Annotated in this window: 15 protein-coding genes; all 15 read right to left on the bottom strand. The window is 37.8% G+C overall.

The genetic code is table 11. The annotated features are described in order from the left end of the window. Nucleotides 1–7 precede the first annotated feature (7 nt). Nucleotides 8–670 (bottom strand): two-component system response regulator PmrA, encoded by a 663-nt coding sequence (gene pmrA / locus ACGH47_RS09600; protein WP_411623314.1) that lies wholly within the window; start codon nucleotides 668–670, stop codon nucleotides 8–10. 134 nt (nucleotides 671–804) lie between these two features. Further along, nucleotides 805–1332, bottom strand: coding sequence for an undecaprenyl-diphosphatase (locus tag ACGH47_RS09595; RefSeq protein ID WP_267352451.1), 528 nt, complete (start codon nucleotides 1330–1332; stop codon nucleotides 805–807). 143 nt (nucleotides 1333–1475) lie between these two features. Beyond that, nucleotides 1476–2159, bottom strand: coding sequence for an amino acid ABC transporter permease (locus ACGH47_RS09590; RefSeq protein ID WP_411623331.1), 684 nt, complete (start codon nucleotides 2157–2159; stop codon nucleotides 1476–1478). Between the two features lie 15 nt (nucleotides 2160–2174). Beyond that, nucleotides 2175–2900 (bottom strand): amino acid ABC transporter permease, encoded by a 726-nt coding sequence (locus ACGH47_RS09585; protein WP_411590519.1) that lies wholly within the window; start codon nucleotides 2898–2900, stop codon nucleotides 2175–2177. Nucleotides 2901–2904: 4 nt separating this feature from the next. Next, on the bottom strand, nucleotides 2905–3732 hold the full coding sequence (locus tag ACGH47_RS09580) for an ABC transporter substrate-binding protein (RefSeq protein WP_411623313.1): 828 nt from the start codon (nucleotides 3730–3732) through the stop codon (nucleotides 2905–2907). 539 nt (nucleotides 3733–4271) lie between these two features. Beyond that, on the bottom strand, nucleotides 4272–5672 hold the full coding sequence (locus tag ACGH47_RS09575) for a hypothetical protein (protein ID WP_411623312.1): 1401 nt from the start codon (nucleotides 5670–5672) through the stop codon (nucleotides 4272–4274). Further along, nucleotides 5672–5932, bottom strand: coding sequence for a PAAR domain-containing protein (locus tag ACGH47_RS09570; protein WP_267380768.1), 261 nt, complete (start codon nucleotides 5930–5932; stop codon nucleotides 5672–5674). Before ACGH47_RS09570 ends, ACGH47_RS09575 begins: the two co-directional genes overlap by 1 nt. 30 nt (nucleotides 5933–5962) lie before the next feature. After that, nucleotides 5963–6895, bottom strand: a complete 933-nt coding sequence (locus tag ACGH47_RS09565) for a hypothetical protein (protein ID WP_411623311.1) — start codon at nucleotides 6893–6895, stop codon at nucleotides 5963–5965. After that, a complete protein-coding gene (locus tag ACGH47_RS09560) occupies nucleotides 6885–7691 on the bottom strand; it encodes a hypothetical protein (RefSeq protein ID WP_411623310.1) in 807 nt (268 codons plus the stop codon). The genes ACGH47_RS09565 and ACGH47_RS09560 overlap by 11 nt, the downstream gene beginning before the upstream one ends. A 1-nt stretch (nucleotide 7692) precedes the next feature. Further along, nucleotides 7693–8628, bottom strand: coding sequence for a hypothetical protein (locus ACGH47_RS09555; protein ID WP_411623309.1), 936 nt, complete (start codon nucleotides 8626–8628; stop codon nucleotides 7693–7695). After that, a complete protein-coding gene (locus ACGH47_RS09550; RefSeq protein ID WP_411623308.1) occupies nucleotides 8618–9430 on the bottom strand; it encodes a hypothetical protein in 813 nt (270 codons plus the stop codon). The genes ACGH47_RS09555 and ACGH47_RS09550 overlap by 11 nt, the downstream gene beginning before the upstream one ends. A gap of 1 nt (nucleotide 9431) precedes the next feature. Further along, complete coding sequence (locus tag ACGH47_RS09545) at nucleotides 9432–10367, bottom strand: hypothetical protein (RefSeq protein WP_411623307.1); 936 nt, start codon at nucleotides 10365–10367, stop codon at nucleotides 9432–9434. Further along, the gene (locus tag ACGH47_RS09540) at nucleotides 10357–11163 is read right to left on the bottom strand and encodes a hypothetical protein (RefSeq protein ID WP_411623306.1); all 807 of its coding nucleotides are present in this window, start codon (nucleotides 11161–11163) and stop codon (nucleotides 10357–10359) included. The genes ACGH47_RS09545 and ACGH47_RS09540 overlap by 11 nt, the downstream gene beginning before the upstream one ends. Next, nucleotides 11164–13770 carry a hypothetical protein gene (locus ACGH47_RS09535; protein ID WP_411623305.1) on the bottom strand — a complete coding sequence of 869 codons (2607 nt, stop codon included), beginning with the start codon at nucleotides 13768–13770 and terminating at the stop codon, nucleotides 11164–11166. 3 nt (nucleotides 13771–13773) lie between these two features. Next, nucleotides 13774–15696, bottom strand: a 1923-nt coding sequence (locus ACGH47_RS09530) for a DUF2345 domain-containing protein (protein WP_411623304.1), incomplete at its 5' end; no start/stop codon positions are given.

The following is a 15696-nucleotide window of genomic DNA, read 5'->3' as shown; positions in this document are numbered from 1 at the left end:
TAATAATTTAATTGTCGCTATTGAGTTGATAACCATAGCCCCGTACAGTTTTGATTAAACTTTTACCTAATTTAGTTCGTAATCCATGAATATAAACTTCAAGCACATTAGAACTTGGATCACTTTGCCAATCATATAGATCATTTTGCAATAAATCACGGTGTACTTTTTCGCCGGCTTTTAACATCAGTCGAGAAAGAACAATAAACTCTTTAGGCGTCAATGTTACTTCACGCTGATGTTGAGTGACAATTTGTTGCTTAATATCAATGGTAATTGAACCAAAGCAAATAAGATTATCAGCAGTGCCTTGATTACGGCGAATTAAGGCTCTCACTCTGGCTAAAAGTTCAGTTAAAGCAAAAGGTTTAATAAGATAATCATCGGCACCATGATCTAATCCTTCAACTCGATCTTCAATGGTATCTCGAGCGGTTAAAATAAGCACTGGGGTATCTATCTGTTTTTTACGCCAACGCGTTAGCAAATCTAAACCGTCACAATCAGGTAACCCCAGATCCAATATTACCAGACTAAATTGACCAAATTGAATAAACTGTTCAGCTTGTTTACCATTAGATGCCACTTCACACACATAACCGTTAGAAGTAATGCCATCATAGAGTCCTTTTTGAAGAAGGCTATCATCTTCAACAATAAGTATTTTCATTAAATGTTATCCTATTGTCGATTGGACATTCATATTAAATGTTCCTTAATTAACGTAAAAATAGTGATATCGAAAAAATTCAATTACTGGATTTATTGACTCAACTTTATTGAATTAACGATAAATACACTCAATCATTTAAGAAAAGCAACCCAAGATTTAGACACAAAATAAGCCGATAAAAGACTGACAATAAAACTAATAATAATATCTAAAGGCCAATGAATACCTAAATAAATTCGGCTCCAACAAACCAATAACGCAACAATAAAACAGCAATAATATAATTTTTTAACTTGCTGCTTTGTATTGAAAAAAATAGAAAAAAACAGTGTCCATACAAAAACAGCATGTTGGCTTGGCAACGAACTATTGGTTTCGTGATACAGATAATGGGTTCCAACATCAAGCGCAAAAGGGCGAGGCGAATAAAATAGATGACGTATCACAAAAGAAATCAATAGCGCTAACACTAAACTAACCATAATTTTAACAATCGATTGTCGATAATCGGGCTTCAAAAACCAATAGCCAGCTAACATGATAATTGGAAAAAACATTAAATAATTAGCACAAAAGATTGCAAAATAGATAAAAGATTTTGATGCTTGATCAGAAGCATTAATCAATAAAAAGAGTTTAGTATTAATATCATACCACATGAAAAGTTGAACAGACTGAATTATTCATATCAAAAATGTAACCTATTAACCTTAAAAAAACCTTAATAACCCCTTTAATCTATTTTACATGAGTGACTTATCGTTATACGGGTTTAATTTACATACTGAAAAGTTAGACATGTTTATTTGTGGTCGATGCCATAATGCAACCAACATCTTGCCAAAAATGAAACCGTAATATCAAGCAACCAACAAATGAAAAAATAAACCAGAATGACAAATAAAAAAATCTCAGTCGGATAAACCATACTACGATTATTAATTTGTGTTGCCACAAAGGTAAACTCGGCAACACCAACAATGTAGGCCAAAGAAGTATCTTTAACGAGTGAAACCCACTGATTAATAAACGACGGCAACATCATCTTTAATGCTTGTGGTAAAATAATTGCGATAATCACTTGCGCTTTATTCAGCCCCAATGAATAAGCCGCTTGCCACTGATCTTTACCAACAGCATTCATACCGGCATGAACAGAATGCCCAATATAAGCTGCTCCAATTAATGATAAAGCAAAGATCACGGTAGCAATAGCCGGTACATCGACATTAAAAATCACGGGTAATAGAAAATAAGTCCAAAAAATTAACATAATGACTGGAATTGCTCGCAAAAAAGCAAGAAGCATGATAAGTAACTGACGCACTCCCCCTTTTAGCACGGTTAAACCAACACCGGCTACTATGCCTAAAATAGTTGAAAAAACAATTGCAACAACACTCATTAATAACGTTAAAAACATGCCACCAGGAAAGTTACCCCACATCAGGTAACCCAGATTATTCCAAATAACAGCAAATCCCATAAGATCCATAACTGACTAACCTTTACTTATTTGCAACCGACTTGCTTGATAAATATTGCCAACCGTTCCTACTATTACAATGGCTAAAATATATAACAAGGTTGCAATAGCAAAATCTTGAAACGTCTTTAAGGATTCCGTTTCGACTTGCCGAGAAACATAAGAAAGTTCAAGCACGCCAATAGCCATGGTTAATGATGAATTTTTGATAATATTCATATATTGCCCAATTAATGGCGGAAAAGCGATGCGCACACTTTGTGGTAAAATGATAAACCGCATAGTTTGCCACCACGTTAACCCCAACGCTAAAGACGCTTGTTGTTGTCCCTTTGACACACCTAAAATACCAGCCCGAAACTCTTCAGCAATAAAAGCACTGGAATAAAACGTTAAAGCAATCAAACCAATAATAAACTCAAAAGAAGGCATTTTTAACGTTAAAAAAAAGAGTTGAATTTGGGGTTCATCAAATAACCACACTTTAAATTCAATAGGTAATAAATTACCGACACCAAAATACCAAAAAAACAGTTGAGGCAGTAAAGGCGAATAACGAAAAATTGCATTATAGAATGTCACCAAACCTTTTATGATTTTGATATGGCTTTGTTGAGCAATCACTAACAAAAAACCCAGCACAGTTGACAATATTATGGTTAATAACGAAATCGCAAGCGTCACTAAAAAACCGTCCCACAGCCACCACAAATATCGTGGTTCAAGTAATTGCTCAACCATCTATCTATTGACCTTTACCGATTTTAAAATCACCACGAGGCATTGCTGACGTCGTTTCAGGTCCAAACCAGCGATTATAAATCGTCACCGCTTCACCGTCTGTTTCAACATTTAACAGGATTTGATTCACTTTATCTTTTAAACGAGTTTCGCCTTTGGGAATGCCAACCGCTTGATATTCTTGGGTAATACTAAAGGGTGAGATTTCAAAAATAGCACGTTGCTCTTCGGGTACGTTGGCAAGTAAACCAATTAATTTAGCATCATCTTGCGTAATAGCTTGCACCACCCCATTACGTAAAGCGGCAAACGCAAACGGCGTATCATCATACGAAATTACTTTAGCTGTAGGATATTTTTCACGTAGAGTAATTTCCATTACTGTCCCTTTATCGGCGCCTATACGAAGATTTTTCAAATCATCTGGTGATGTTAATATCCCTTTTTTTGCCACAAATTTTTGTCCGGTAGCAAAATAAGGCAAACTAAAATCAACCGCTTTGGCACGCTCCTCAGTTACGGTGAAATTAGCCACAATTAAATCGGCTTTTTGTGAAGTTAATAATGGTATACGATTGGCAGGGTTAGTCGGTACAAGTTCAACCTTTACCTTTAAAGCTTTACCGATTTCATTGGCATAATCCACATCTAACCCGACAATATTATGCGAGTTTTCATCAACAAATCCAAAGGGTGGATTACTATCAAATACCGCAATTTTAATTACCCCTTTTTTTTCGATATCATCAAGACGATCAGCATAAGCCGAACTTGCGACCAATAATGAACCGATTAATGTCGCTGCCGACAGTGACTTAGTAAAAAATTTCATTGTTATTATCCCCCTTTGGACTTAATAGGGTTTTAAGTTTATCAATAAAGTATTGGGGGGATAAATAACGATTATTTAGATGCTTATAACTTAAAGTTATATTTAAAAATGTCTTATAGTCTTATAAGTAAAGCAAAAAATTATCTGAATTTAGAGAACATTCTATTTACACTCACTCGGGCGGATTTGACACTCAAAAAAGTAAATAAAAACTAAGATAAATTTCTGCTCTTTGCCGAAGAAATAATTCAATTATCATAAGCCAAACTCGCCACCCAAAATGAGCCGATTAAGGCAACCGTTGTCAGTGACTGAGTGAAAATATATTATTGCCATTATCCCTCCCCTTTGGACTTGATAGGTTTTTTAAGTTTATCAATAAAGTATCGAAGGGATAATAACGATTATTTAAATGCTTTTAACTTAACGTTATATTTATAAAAGAACTAGTTATAGTAAGTTCAGTTTAAACTAAACATATCAAAATACCTTTAAATAATCATTGCTATCATCAATTTTTTATTACGACTACTTGGTATTTATGGATCAAGTTTTGCCAATTCTGATGACCATATTTCTTGGAATTCATGCTCATAAGTTTTTATTTCTCCATATTGAGAAACCGGAATGATAAAAGCTAAAGCAACGGCTGCCATTAAAATAATGATAAAACAGGTCATCAAAATATTTTCGTTAGCCGGAATTAAAGCAATCAGGGTAAACAGTAACGAAATGATACTTATAAGATAAACAACCGGTAAAATAAATAATTCATTTTTTTGATTTGAAGGCTGCATATTTTTATCATACAACTGCATGATATGAATCTCATCACCACACTGCGCTACAACCATTTGCCCTTTTTGACCTTGATTTACGGCTTCGGCAGCAAGCGATAACGTCAACCATGCGTGGCTATCATCTAAAACACCTAAGTTCTCATCCAAATGATAAAGCTTATTCGGTTCAATAATGATCTCACTGTCATTATCTAAAAATGTTCCTTTTAGAATATTCAATGCAGAAGAAGGTAAATGCGCTGCCCATAATTGTCGAACTTGCTTTTTATCAACTTGCTCAGCTTTAATTAGATACTCAATATCGTCACTTAAATCCGTTAATTTGGTTGTAAGAGGGCGAAATACTCTTAATTTTGAAAGTTTTGACGCTTTATATTCATTTGAAAACAATAAAGCGCAACAATATTCACTAAAAGGTAAACTATTTTTGACATCAAACACCAAATTAATAATCAATGTTGTTTGATTATCATATTCATCTACCCATTCATTAATCATTTTTGGTGAAGGGATTTGATCTGATGCACTGATATTTGAATCACGAATACTGATATTATTTGAATGACAAAAATTAATCAAATTAGTCATTGCTAAATCTGAATTGTTTAATGTATTCAATTGCACTTTTATATTTGAAAATTGATTAATTTTCTTTTTCATTGGAAGCAGTATTTTTTCAAATACATAAAAAAAGGCTGAACTATTCAAATTATGCAAAGTCGAAATGGGAACTTGTTTTTCTGGGTTCATTGGTTGACTACCTTCTAAACCCATAATTTTCAAGCCTAGATTTTCAATATCGGTAAGATATTGTGAATCAACTAACCAAATTGATTGACGAGTCCAATTTTGCCACTGTTCGTGTTTACTTTCGATTTTTTTATTAAAAAAAAGTACGTAAAGTAATTTATGATGATAAATATTATACACTATCCCCGTTATCGACAAACCAAAACATAGTGGTGCAATAACAAAATATAAGCAACTTAACCCTAGACTAGGTAATATGTTTTCAGCATTGATAAGTACTACAGCAAAAGCAAAAATAGCAATACTTACCACAAAAACTAATAAATATAAAAAGATAGAAAAGTTTTTAGGCAATGCTTTTTCGGGTATATTAGGAAATTTCCACTGCATTATTCGCTTCCTGCTACGGGTAAAGTTGAGATTAAAGAACAACCACAAGCAGTTTTACAACCATTCACAGCTACATTGCGATCAAACATTTTCCAAGTAGGATGGCCTTCAACAATATTATTCACCCCATGACCTTTTTTGGGACACGAAACTTGATCACCAACTAAAGCAACCGGTTTTCCCTCAAATTTAGCGCCTGACGCACTAATAACATTTCCACCATGTGAATGGGGATCACCCAAGCGAATCACACCTTTCATAATATTAATAACTCCTTTTTTTATATATTTTTACTTTTCCGTCCCGACAACACAGCGAATCTTATCCCAGCCTTGGTAAGGTTCGGGGCGAATGCTTCGCGCGGCTTGCACCCGTTCTAAATAATTGGGGTTGTGATATATTTGCCAATATTTTCCGAAAAATTGCATACCTTTAAAATTAGGATTTTTTTGCTGGATAAGGCTTGGATCAATACCTTTAAGAGAGTGAAAGGCTTGTTCAAACGTTCTAAGCGCTTCATGATTATATAATACAGTTTCCCCAAAAAGCACATCGCCATTGTTTAATATAAAATAACCGGTATTGCCTGATATAGCGATAGTATTCATAAATCCATTTGGATCACTCTTTCTTACATCTTTAAATGTTACATTAAGTGAACTATCATCCACACCAATAAAACGCTCAACCCTTTCTGCCGGCATTGCGGCATAGCTTGTCACTTCACCAATACGAAACGTTCGCCCTTGATCTAACGAATACAGAACAAATGACATATCATTCGCCGGAATAGCAATATATTTTTTGCCCGGATTGTAATAGTGAAACGTCGGCAATTGTGTTTTGGTGAAAAACGGAATATTGATTCGGGTATGAATATTGTTAGCATCATCGTGATACCACATTAACCCTTCACAATTTTCACCTTGTAACTCTAAATAACGGTGCTCGTCGTAACGATAAACCACCTGACGCTTTTGGCTTAAATAATAATATGTTGCCTTTTCATAATGAGTTATGGTACTTATAGTGAGTTCATTTGGAAAATCATACATATATGGGTAGACGATTTCATACCCTTCTCGTGGCTCAGCCATTGGAATATCTAACCCCACTTTTTGAACCTGATCGGGTCGAGAACTCCCAACCAAATAAACTGACAACCAGATTATTGCCGGCACCACAACCAGCAGCAAAAATAGCCCTTTTAATTTATGATTCATGCGTTACCTCGTCATGACTTAATCCTATTACCGCTCGCAGCTTGTTTTGCCATTGATGAAACGGTTTAAAGCGACTTTGGATTATCACCTCTTGCTTTAGACTTGGGTCACACTGCCAACGGTCCCAGCCCGTATACTGGTCTGGCATTGTTGGCAGGCTTGCAGGCGGATTGTCCCAGCGGGGGCCCATATAACGGGTATGCCGATCTAAAATAGCTTGGTTGATTGGCGATAATAAATCATAGCCAATTCTTGTACCATAAGGCTGTGGCGAACGATATATACCTCTGTTTTTATCCAACACAAATATTTGATTATTCAGCACCACTATTTGTTCAACCGTATCAACCATTGGGCGGTAATACCCCTTTACCTTATCCGAAGTTTCAAAATGGGTGGTTTGAAAGGTTCGCCCACCGTCACGGGAGTAGTCAATCCCTGAATAATCTCTTAAAGGAACAAAAATATAGTCTTCGGGCATATGGCTAAACGGTTCGGTTAGTGCTCGGGCTGAATGTAGCGCTAATTCCGAGTAAATCTGTTTTTGTTCGTCAATATAATATAACCGCCCTTGACATCCTAAACCGGTCAGCTGCAACGAACGGTAATTATCAAATTTAAACACTATTTGGGTTGGCGCTTCTAAAACCGTGCGGTCTTGACCCGGTATCGGCATTAATGCCAAAAAACAGATTAGAAAAGCGCAATAGCTAATCGCCATTAATCCTCGCTTTTTTTGGACATAACTGTAAATGACTAACCCTGTTGTCACAAAAAGATAACAAAATGCTAACATATTACTTTTCCGCCCCGACAACACAGCGAATCTTATCCCAGCCTTGGTAAGGTTCGGGTTGAATAGTTCGTGCAGCTTGCACCCGTTCTAAATAATTAGGTTTGTGATATATTTCCCAGTATGCTCCAAATGGTTGCATACCTAAAAAATTAGGATTTTTTTGCTGGATAAGGCTTGGATCAATATCATTTAATGAATGAAATGACTGCTGATTTTTTGTTCCAAACTTGTCATTATCATAAAATACGGTTTCCCCAAACAGTACATTACCATTTTTTAATATAAAATAACCGGTATTGCCCGGAATGGCGATAGTATTCATAAATCCATTTGGATCACTCTTTCTTACATCTTTAAATGTTACATTAAGTGGACTATCATCCACCCCAATAAAACGCTCGACTTTTTCTGCCGGCACTGCGGCATAGCTTGTCACTTCACCAATGTGAAACGTTCGCCCTTGATCTAACGAAAACAGAACAAATGACATATCATTCGCCGGAATAGCAATATATTTTTTGCCCGGATTGTAATAGTGAAACGTCGGCAATTGTGTTTTGGTGAAAAACGGAATATTGATTCGGGTATGAATATTGTTAGCATCATCGTGATACCACATTAACCCTTCACAGTTTTCACCTTGTAACTCTAAATAACGGTGCTCGTCGTAACGATAAACCACCTGACGCTTTTGGCTTAAATAATAATATGTTGCCTTTTCATAATGAGTTATGGTTCTTGTTGTGAGTTCATTAGGTAAGTCATACATATATGGGTAGACGATTTCATACCCTTCTCGTGGCTCAGCCATTGGAATATCTAACCCCACTTTCTTAACCTGATCGGGTCGAGAACTCCCAACCAGATAAACTGACAACCAGATTATTGCCGGCACCACAACCAGCAGCAAAAATAGCCCTTTTAATTTATGATTCATGCGTTACCTCGTCATGACTTAATCCTATTACCGCTCGCAACTTGTTTTGCCATTGATGAAACGGTTTAAAGCGACTTTGGATTATCACCTCTTGCTTTAGACTTGGGTCACACTGCCAACGGTCCCAGCCCGTATACTGGTCTGGCATTGTTGGCAGGCTTGCAGGCGGGTTGTCCCAGCGGGGGCCCATATAACGGGTATGCCGTTCTAAAATAGCTTGGTTGGTTGGCGATAATAAGTCATAGCCAATTCTTGTACCATAAGGCTGCGGCGAGCGATATATGCCTCTGTTTTTATCCAACACAAATATTTGATTATTCAGCACCACAATTTGTTCAACCGTATCAACCCTTGGGCGGTAATAATATCCTTCTAGCTTATCCGAAGTATCATGAAAATGCGTAGTTTGAAAGGTTCGCCCACCGTCACGGGAATAGTCAATCCCTGAATAATCATCTAAAGGCACAAAAATATAGTCTTCGGGCATATGGCTAAACGGTTCGGTTAGTGCTTGGGCTGAATGCAACGCTAATTCCGAATAGATCTGTTTTTGTTCGTCAATATAATATAACCGCCCTTGACATCGTAAGCCGGTTAGCTGCAACGAACGGTAGTTGTCAAATTTAAACACCATTTGAGTGGGCGCTCCTAAAACCGTGCGGTCTTGACCCGGTATCGGCATTAATGCCAAAAAACAGATTAGAAAAGCGCAATAGCTAATCGCCATTAATCCTCGCTTTTTTTGGACATAACTGTAAATGACTAACCCTGTTGTCACAAAAAGATAACAAAATGCTAACATATTACTTTTCCGCCCCGACAACACAGCGAATCTTATCCCAGCCTTGGTAAGGTTCGGGTTGAATAGTTCGTGCAGCTTGCACCCGTTCTAAATAATGAGATGTGTGATATATTCGCCAATATGCTCCAAATGATTGCATACCTAATAAATTAGGATCTTTTTGCTGAATAAGGCTTAGGTCGATATCTTGCAAAGAGTGAAATGATTGCTGATTTTTTGTTCCAAACCTGTCATTATCATAGAATACGGTTTCCCCAAACAGTACATTACCATTTTTTAATATAAAATAACCGGTATTGCCCGGAATGGTGATGGTTTTGGTAAATCCATTTGAATCATTCTTTCTTATATCTTCAAATGTTACATTAAGTGGACTATCATCCACCCCAATAAAACGCTCGACTTTTTCTGCCGGCACTGCGGCATAGCTTGTGACTTCACCAATGTGAAACGTTCGCCCTTGATCTAACGAAAACAGAACAAATGACATATCATTTGCCGGAATAGCAATATATTTTTTGCCCGGATTGTAATAGTGAAACGTTGGCAATTGTGTTTTGGTGAAAAACGGAATATTGATTCGGGTATGAATATTGTTAGCATCATCGTGATACCACATTAACCCTTCACAGTTTTCACCTTGTAACTCTAAATAGCGGTGTTCGTCGTAACGATAAACCACCTGACGTTTTTGGCTTAAATAATAATATGTTGCCTTTTCGTAATGAGTTATGGTACTTATTGTGAGTTCATTCGGAGAATCATACATATATGGGTAGACGATTTCATATCCTTCTCGTGGCTCAGCCATTGGAATATCTAACCCCACTTTCTTAACCTGATCGGGTCGAGAACTCCCAACCAAATAAACTGACAACCAGATTATTGCCGGCACCACAACCAGCAGCAAAAATAGCCCTTTTAATTTATGATTCATGCGTTACCTCGTCATGACTTAATCCTATTACCGCTCGCAACTTGTTTTGCCATTGATGAAACGGTTTAAAGCGACTTTGGATTATCACCTCTTGCTTTAGACTTGGGTCACACTGCCAACGGTCCCAGCCCGTATACTGGTCTGGCATTGTTGGCAGGCTTGCAGGCGGATTGTCCCAGCGGGGGCCCATATAACGGGTATGCCGTTCTAAAATAGCTTGGTTGGTTGGCGATAATAAGTCATAGCCAATTCTTGTACCATAAGGCTGCGGCGAGCGATATATGCCTCTGTTTTTATCCAACACAAATATTTGATTATTCAGCACCACAATTTGTTCAACCGTATCAACCATTGGGCGGTAATACCCTTTTACCTTATCCGAAGTTTCAAAATGGGTGGTTTGAAAGGTACGCCCGCCGTCACGGGAATAGTCAATCCCTGAATAATCTCTTAAAGGGACAAAAATATAATCTTCGGGCATATGGCTAAACGGTTCGGTTAGCGCTCGGGCTGAATGTAGCGCTAATTCCGAATAGATCTGTTTTTGTTCGTCAATATAATATAACCGCCCTTGACATCGTAAGCCGGTTAGCTGCAACGAACGGTAGTTGTCAAATTTAAACACCATTTGAGTGGGCGCTCCTAAAACCGTGCGGTCTTGACCCGGTATCGGCATTAATGCCAAAAAACAGATTATAAAAGCGCAATAGCTAATCGCCATTAACCCTCGCTTTTTTTGGACGTAACTGTAAATGACTAACCCTGTTGTCACTAAAAGATAACAAAATGCTAACATTTAAGGCTCCTTAATATCGGGATCGGGTAATTGCCATTGTGGCTCTTCGCTTAATTTTTGATATTTTTCTTTCTTTAATTCTCTATACACAATTGGATTGGGAGATACATGATAAAAACTATTGACGACCAAATCCTGTTTAATTGGCATATGTTTAGTTGGATAATTCATCGCTTTTTTTAAATCGTCTGGCAAAATGCCATAACGACTATATAAGACTGTTTCCGTATCATTATTTTCGGGGTGGCGCCAATCGGCTATAGCGCGCCATTCAAAAAGTAGTTGCTGTTTTTGCGGGGTAATGCCATTCACCACGCCAAGGGCTAGATCGTAAGCCATAATTTTTGCCGGTGCATCTTTGCTGTTGGTGATGCCTGAATGGTGACTACTTTCATCCTTTTTACTGTCCACCAGTTCACGAATGGCATCCTTTAATTGTTGATTTGATAGATAATAATAAATTCGAATTTGGTCTTTATCTTTACCCATATCGTTATTACCGATATACCTAAAATATTTAATCCCCCGATCCGACAGTTGCAAATCATCGTTAAGTTTTTTTAATAAAACCGGATCGGTAATAACTGGTTTCCCGAATAGATCAATCGGGTTAGACGGCGGTATATAACTTGGTCGGGGCACAGTTAATTTGATTGTCCCTTGTTTTAGTTTTTCTATTTTTTGAGGATTTTTATTGTAGATATCCCCATAATGTATGGCTCGGCTCAATTTAGTTTTATCACCGGGCTGATCAACTTGATAAATCATGGTTTCGGGCACTTCTTCACCATTGATAATCCGCTCTGTAAGGATAAAAGGCGCAGTTTGAATGTCACCGGTAGCATAGTTATCACATTGTGCCGTTGTAAATTTCAACATTTGTATCGATGCATCGAGTGAATTATTGGGTCTGATTTTTAAACTTGGATTATCGCGCAATAGCACGTCCGGACTTGAACACATTGCACCCTGTTTTTTCATTTCACTAGCCGATACCTTATTATAGGTTTGTTCTGGGTGGTCTTTTGACATTTCGGCAAAAGTCGGGCGATATACCACTCTCACTTTGCGACCGTATTTAATATATTGACCATGTTCGATTATCCCCTCAAATTTGCTGAATAACGGTTCTTGCTTCAGTTTTTGCAACTGTTCAGGAAGTAATTCAACTGCGTTCGCTATTTTTTCTTCACGGACAGTAAAATACGTAACTCGTTGTTTATAATCCTCAAAACTGATATAGTGCGGGTAGTCTTGCTCGTCAATGGTCATGGTCACTAAAGGAAGAATAAAATTTGGATTGATCGGATTGTTACCGGCGATGACTTGGTGAGAAAACACTCGCTGCCTTAAATTTTCATGGCACGCTTTAATGATATGATCAGGAATCCCTTTCCACCCCATCCCTTGCACATTCCATAACGAAACCACGTGATCATTGGGACTAAAATAGTGATACACTTTGCCGAAGTTATCACGATAAAACATCTCCTCGTCTTTGCCCAAGCGATCATACTGCTTTTCGCTGCCGTCGGCTTGCATATATTTTTCATCAGGGTTAACGGTGGTATTAATAATGTAGTTTTCTTTTAGTGTTTCAGGCGTAAATTCCTTACCTCTTAATTTTTGCAAATCTTTAATTTTTTTAACAAAGTTGATAAACGTCTGTTCCCGACTTTGTTTACTTTGAATGCCCATAGCCAAATCTTTAGATACCTTTTCAGCAGACGACGGTTCAAAGGCATAAGGTGAGTGTGCCAAAATTACGCAATCAGCAGGCAAAACATTGTCTTTTGCTAATAAAAAAGTTGCCAGCATAGTAATAATAGTACCTTGACTGTGCGCCACAATATTAATCGGAATATCTTGCCCGTCGGTATCCTTCCTAATTTTTTTAATCAATTCTGCTAACCGATAAGCCGCAAATGCAAAATAGATACGATGCGGGTTATCATAACTTTTTGAACCTTCAGGGGTCAATTTTTTTCCGCCAAAGGCAAGTAAACCTGACATGCCTGGTCCATACATATCGGGGATCGAGGTGGTCGCATTGGCAAACGGCCCCCCATTACGGTGATAACCATAATCGATCCAATTAAAAAAATTATCGCTATTGAGTTTATCGACAGCAAGGGTACCGGTATCTAATTTAAATTCCCGATCTAGCCAATAACTGCTGTAGGGTAATTCAGGATCAATCACCGACGGATCTTTGAGTCTTTTTTCATAAGCGCGTTGATCTTCATCATACATTTGTTTATCGACCGGACGATACCCCCAAAAAAAGGGAATAACTGGGGAGTAGTGACTTTTGGTTATTGCTATTCTTGGTGCAAAGTTGTCACTTTCCTCTTGAATCGTCGCCCATTCATTGGGAATTAAATCACAACGACCTAATCGCTTATTTAATCCTTTACAGATACCTTGATCCTGATTTTCAAATGCTTCACCAATATCATTTACCCCATGGATTAAAATAACTATACAAGGTAATGGTGCCGGTACATCAACGTTACAGGTCAACATTGCATCGGTCGAATTTGATGGAACGCCACTCACCTTTTCAACTGAATGAAGTACTTTATCTGAGTCTGTTTTATTCGACATTCATCATTCCTTTGTTAATATTTCAATTTTTAAATCATCTAATTCAGTCATCGGTAATTGTTCGGTGTTACCACTTTCATCCGTCATGCCGTCTTGTGTACTACCGTCACTAAAATGAATTCGATAAGGATGATTTTTAAGTACTTGAGTGGGTGATCCATTTACACGTAACTTAAACTTACGCCCAAAATCGCCTTTTTGGAAAGAAGGTGTAACTTCTTTTATACTTTCCGCCCCAGAATAAGACAATAGTGCGGTTTTTTGTAAAATACTGGTTGGTGCAATTAACTCAATGGTCCCATCTTTAATGCGTATGCCTGCCCCACCACTGAGTAGTAATAATTCTTTATTGGCATTGATCGTGACTTTGCCATCGGTACTGGTTATAAACATATTTTTTTGGGATATTACTTCCATTTCGTCAGATTGCGCTTGAATTTGAATGCGACCCGATGCCGCAATCAGTTTGATCCCTAATTTTTGTGCGAATATCGATACCATTTCGCCAGCAGCCATGGATAATTTTTTTAAAATATTGACGCTGGCATTTTTACCTGCTGTGACAATAATATTTTCACTGGCTGCACTTTGAATACTTTTTGGTGAAGTTTGGGCAATCCCTTTTTCACCGTGAATGACGACCGTTGATTCTTGTAATTGATTTGTTGCGCTAAGCAGTGTTTGTTGTTCGTTAATGTCAGCCGGTTCAGCACCACTTAATTTGCCACATTCAATCAATGTGTAAGAAATCTCTAAAGATTTTTCTACCTGTTGGATTGATTGTTTCATATCAAGTTGTTGACCTTCAGCCTTTTCTTGCGATATGGTGCTGATATAGACCCCTTTAGCAGCACGCATTGCCCCCCATTCATCAGTGCGTAACTCAAAGCCTTCACCACGTTTATGTTTTTCGCTATCCACTAAATGACCAATGTTGAGCTGGGTTTTACCGTACTCAGTGGCAAGCTTGATATGTTCTTGCCCACGTTTGTCATCCATGCGCAGTTTGTTGTTCGCTGGTGTACGAATTACATTGCGGTGTTTGTTGATTGTGGTGACATGGTCGGGGTGAGTACTGTCATGCATAGCATGGGCAATATAAGGTCTGTCTGGGTTACCATTAGTAAATGCAACCGCCACTTCTGTACCGTCTATTAACGGAAAATGAAAGCCGTACGTATTACCCGAATAAGGTTTTGCCAGTCTTACCCATAAACTTTCTTCGCCTTTTTTCCAACTTTTTAAATCAAAATTGAATTTAATGCGATAGCGCCCTTTTGTATCGATATAACCATAAGTATCATCATCCGGACTGGTTACCCGTGCCGGTAAAGTACCGCTAACTTGTGGCCAAGGAAGTGGCAAAGGGCGATAAGGTTTTAATACATCATATGGAATGGCAGTAAAATGGGTTTCGTAAGAGTCTGTTCGATTACCATGACTTTCGGAAGCAATAATAATAATACCTTCTTTTATGTCATAAATCGGACATTCTTCAATAATAAGACGTTGACCCGGCACCAGTTGATAATCATTACATTTACCATAGATAATGAATTGTTCTGATATATAGTGTTGGTGACGTATGTGCGCATACCATTGACCGCTTTCAACGGTTTGTTTATCACCCAATACTTTATAATGCTCTTCATAACGGTAGTCATCGCCATGGGTTGTGATATCTTTAGGCTGGCTATTGGCTGAGCCATGTAGTTGACTGTTTGCCATGCGATAATTGTAGTCGTTAACACTAACTTGCTTAGGTTTGGTTTTACTACTGAATTGTAAGTCCCATATGCTATGACGTTGATTATCTGTCAGTCCACTTGGCTGTTTGATTATAATACTGCCGGCATCTTCCAGTCCTTGTTCATAATCACTCATCACGATAACATCACAGTGGTGCTTAGGATGCGTTTCGAAATA

The sequence above is a fragment of the Gilliamella sp. CG16 genome, assembly GCF_046635785.1.
Lineage (GTDB): Bacteria > Pseudomonadota > Gammaproteobacteria > Enterobacterales > Orbaceae > Gilliamella > Gilliamella apicola_I.
The sequence above is the reverse complement of the archived record's forward strand: the minus strand, read 5'-3'. Positions and strand labels throughout refer to the sequence as shown.

Coding starts and splice junctions, on each gene's coding strand:
- pmrA (WP_411623314.1), bottom strand. CDS start 670: ATGAAAATACTTATTGTTGAAGATGATAGCCTTCTTCAAAAAGGACTC.
- ACGH47_RS09595 (WP_267352451.1), bottom strand. CDS start 1,332: ATGTGGTATGATATTAATACTAAACTCTTTTTATTGATTAATGCTTCT.
- ACGH47_RS09590 (WP_411623331.1), bottom strand. CDS start 2,159: ATGGGATTTGCTGTTATTTGGAATAATCTGGGTTACCTGATGTGGGGT.
- ACGH47_RS09585 (WP_411590519.1), bottom strand. CDS start 2,900: ATGGTTGAGCAATTACTTGAACCACGATATTTGTGGTGGCTGTGGGAC.
- ACGH47_RS09580 (WP_411623313.1), bottom strand. CDS start 3,732: ATGAAATTTTTTACTAAGTCACTGTCGGCAGCGACATTAATCGGTTCA.
- ACGH47_RS09575 (WP_411623312.1), bottom strand. CDS start 5,672: ATGCAGTGGAAATTTCCTAATATACCCGAAAAAGCATTGCCTAAAAAC.
- ACGH47_RS09570 (WP_267380768.1), bottom strand. CDS start 5,932: ATGAAAGGTGTGATTCGCTTGGGTGATCCCCATTCACATGGTGGAAAT.
- ACGH47_RS09565 (WP_411623311.1), bottom strand. CDS start 6,895: ATGAATCATAAATTAAAAGGGCTATTTTTGCTGCTGGTTGTGGTGCCG.
- ACGH47_RS09560 (WP_411623310.1), bottom strand. CDS start 7,691: ATGTTAGCATTTTGTTATCTTTTTGTGACAACAGGGTTAGTCATTTAC.
- ACGH47_RS09555 (WP_411623309.1), bottom strand. CDS start 8,628: ATGAATCATAAATTAAAAGGGCTATTTTTGCTGCTGGTTGTGGTGCCG.
- ACGH47_RS09550 (WP_411623308.1), bottom strand. CDS start 9,430: ATGTTAGCATTTTGTTATCTTTTTGTGACAACAGGGTTAGTCATTTAC.
- ACGH47_RS09545 (WP_411623307.1), bottom strand. CDS start 10,367: ATGAATCATAAATTAAAAGGGCTATTTTTGCTGCTGGTTGTGGTGCCG.
- ACGH47_RS09540 (WP_411623306.1), bottom strand. CDS start 11,163: ATGTTAGCATTTTGTTATCTTTTAGTGACAACAGGGTTAGTCATTTAC.
- ACGH47_RS09535 (WP_411623305.1), bottom strand. CDS start 13,770: ATGTCGAATAAAACAGACTCAGATAAAGTACTTCATTCAGTTGAAAAG.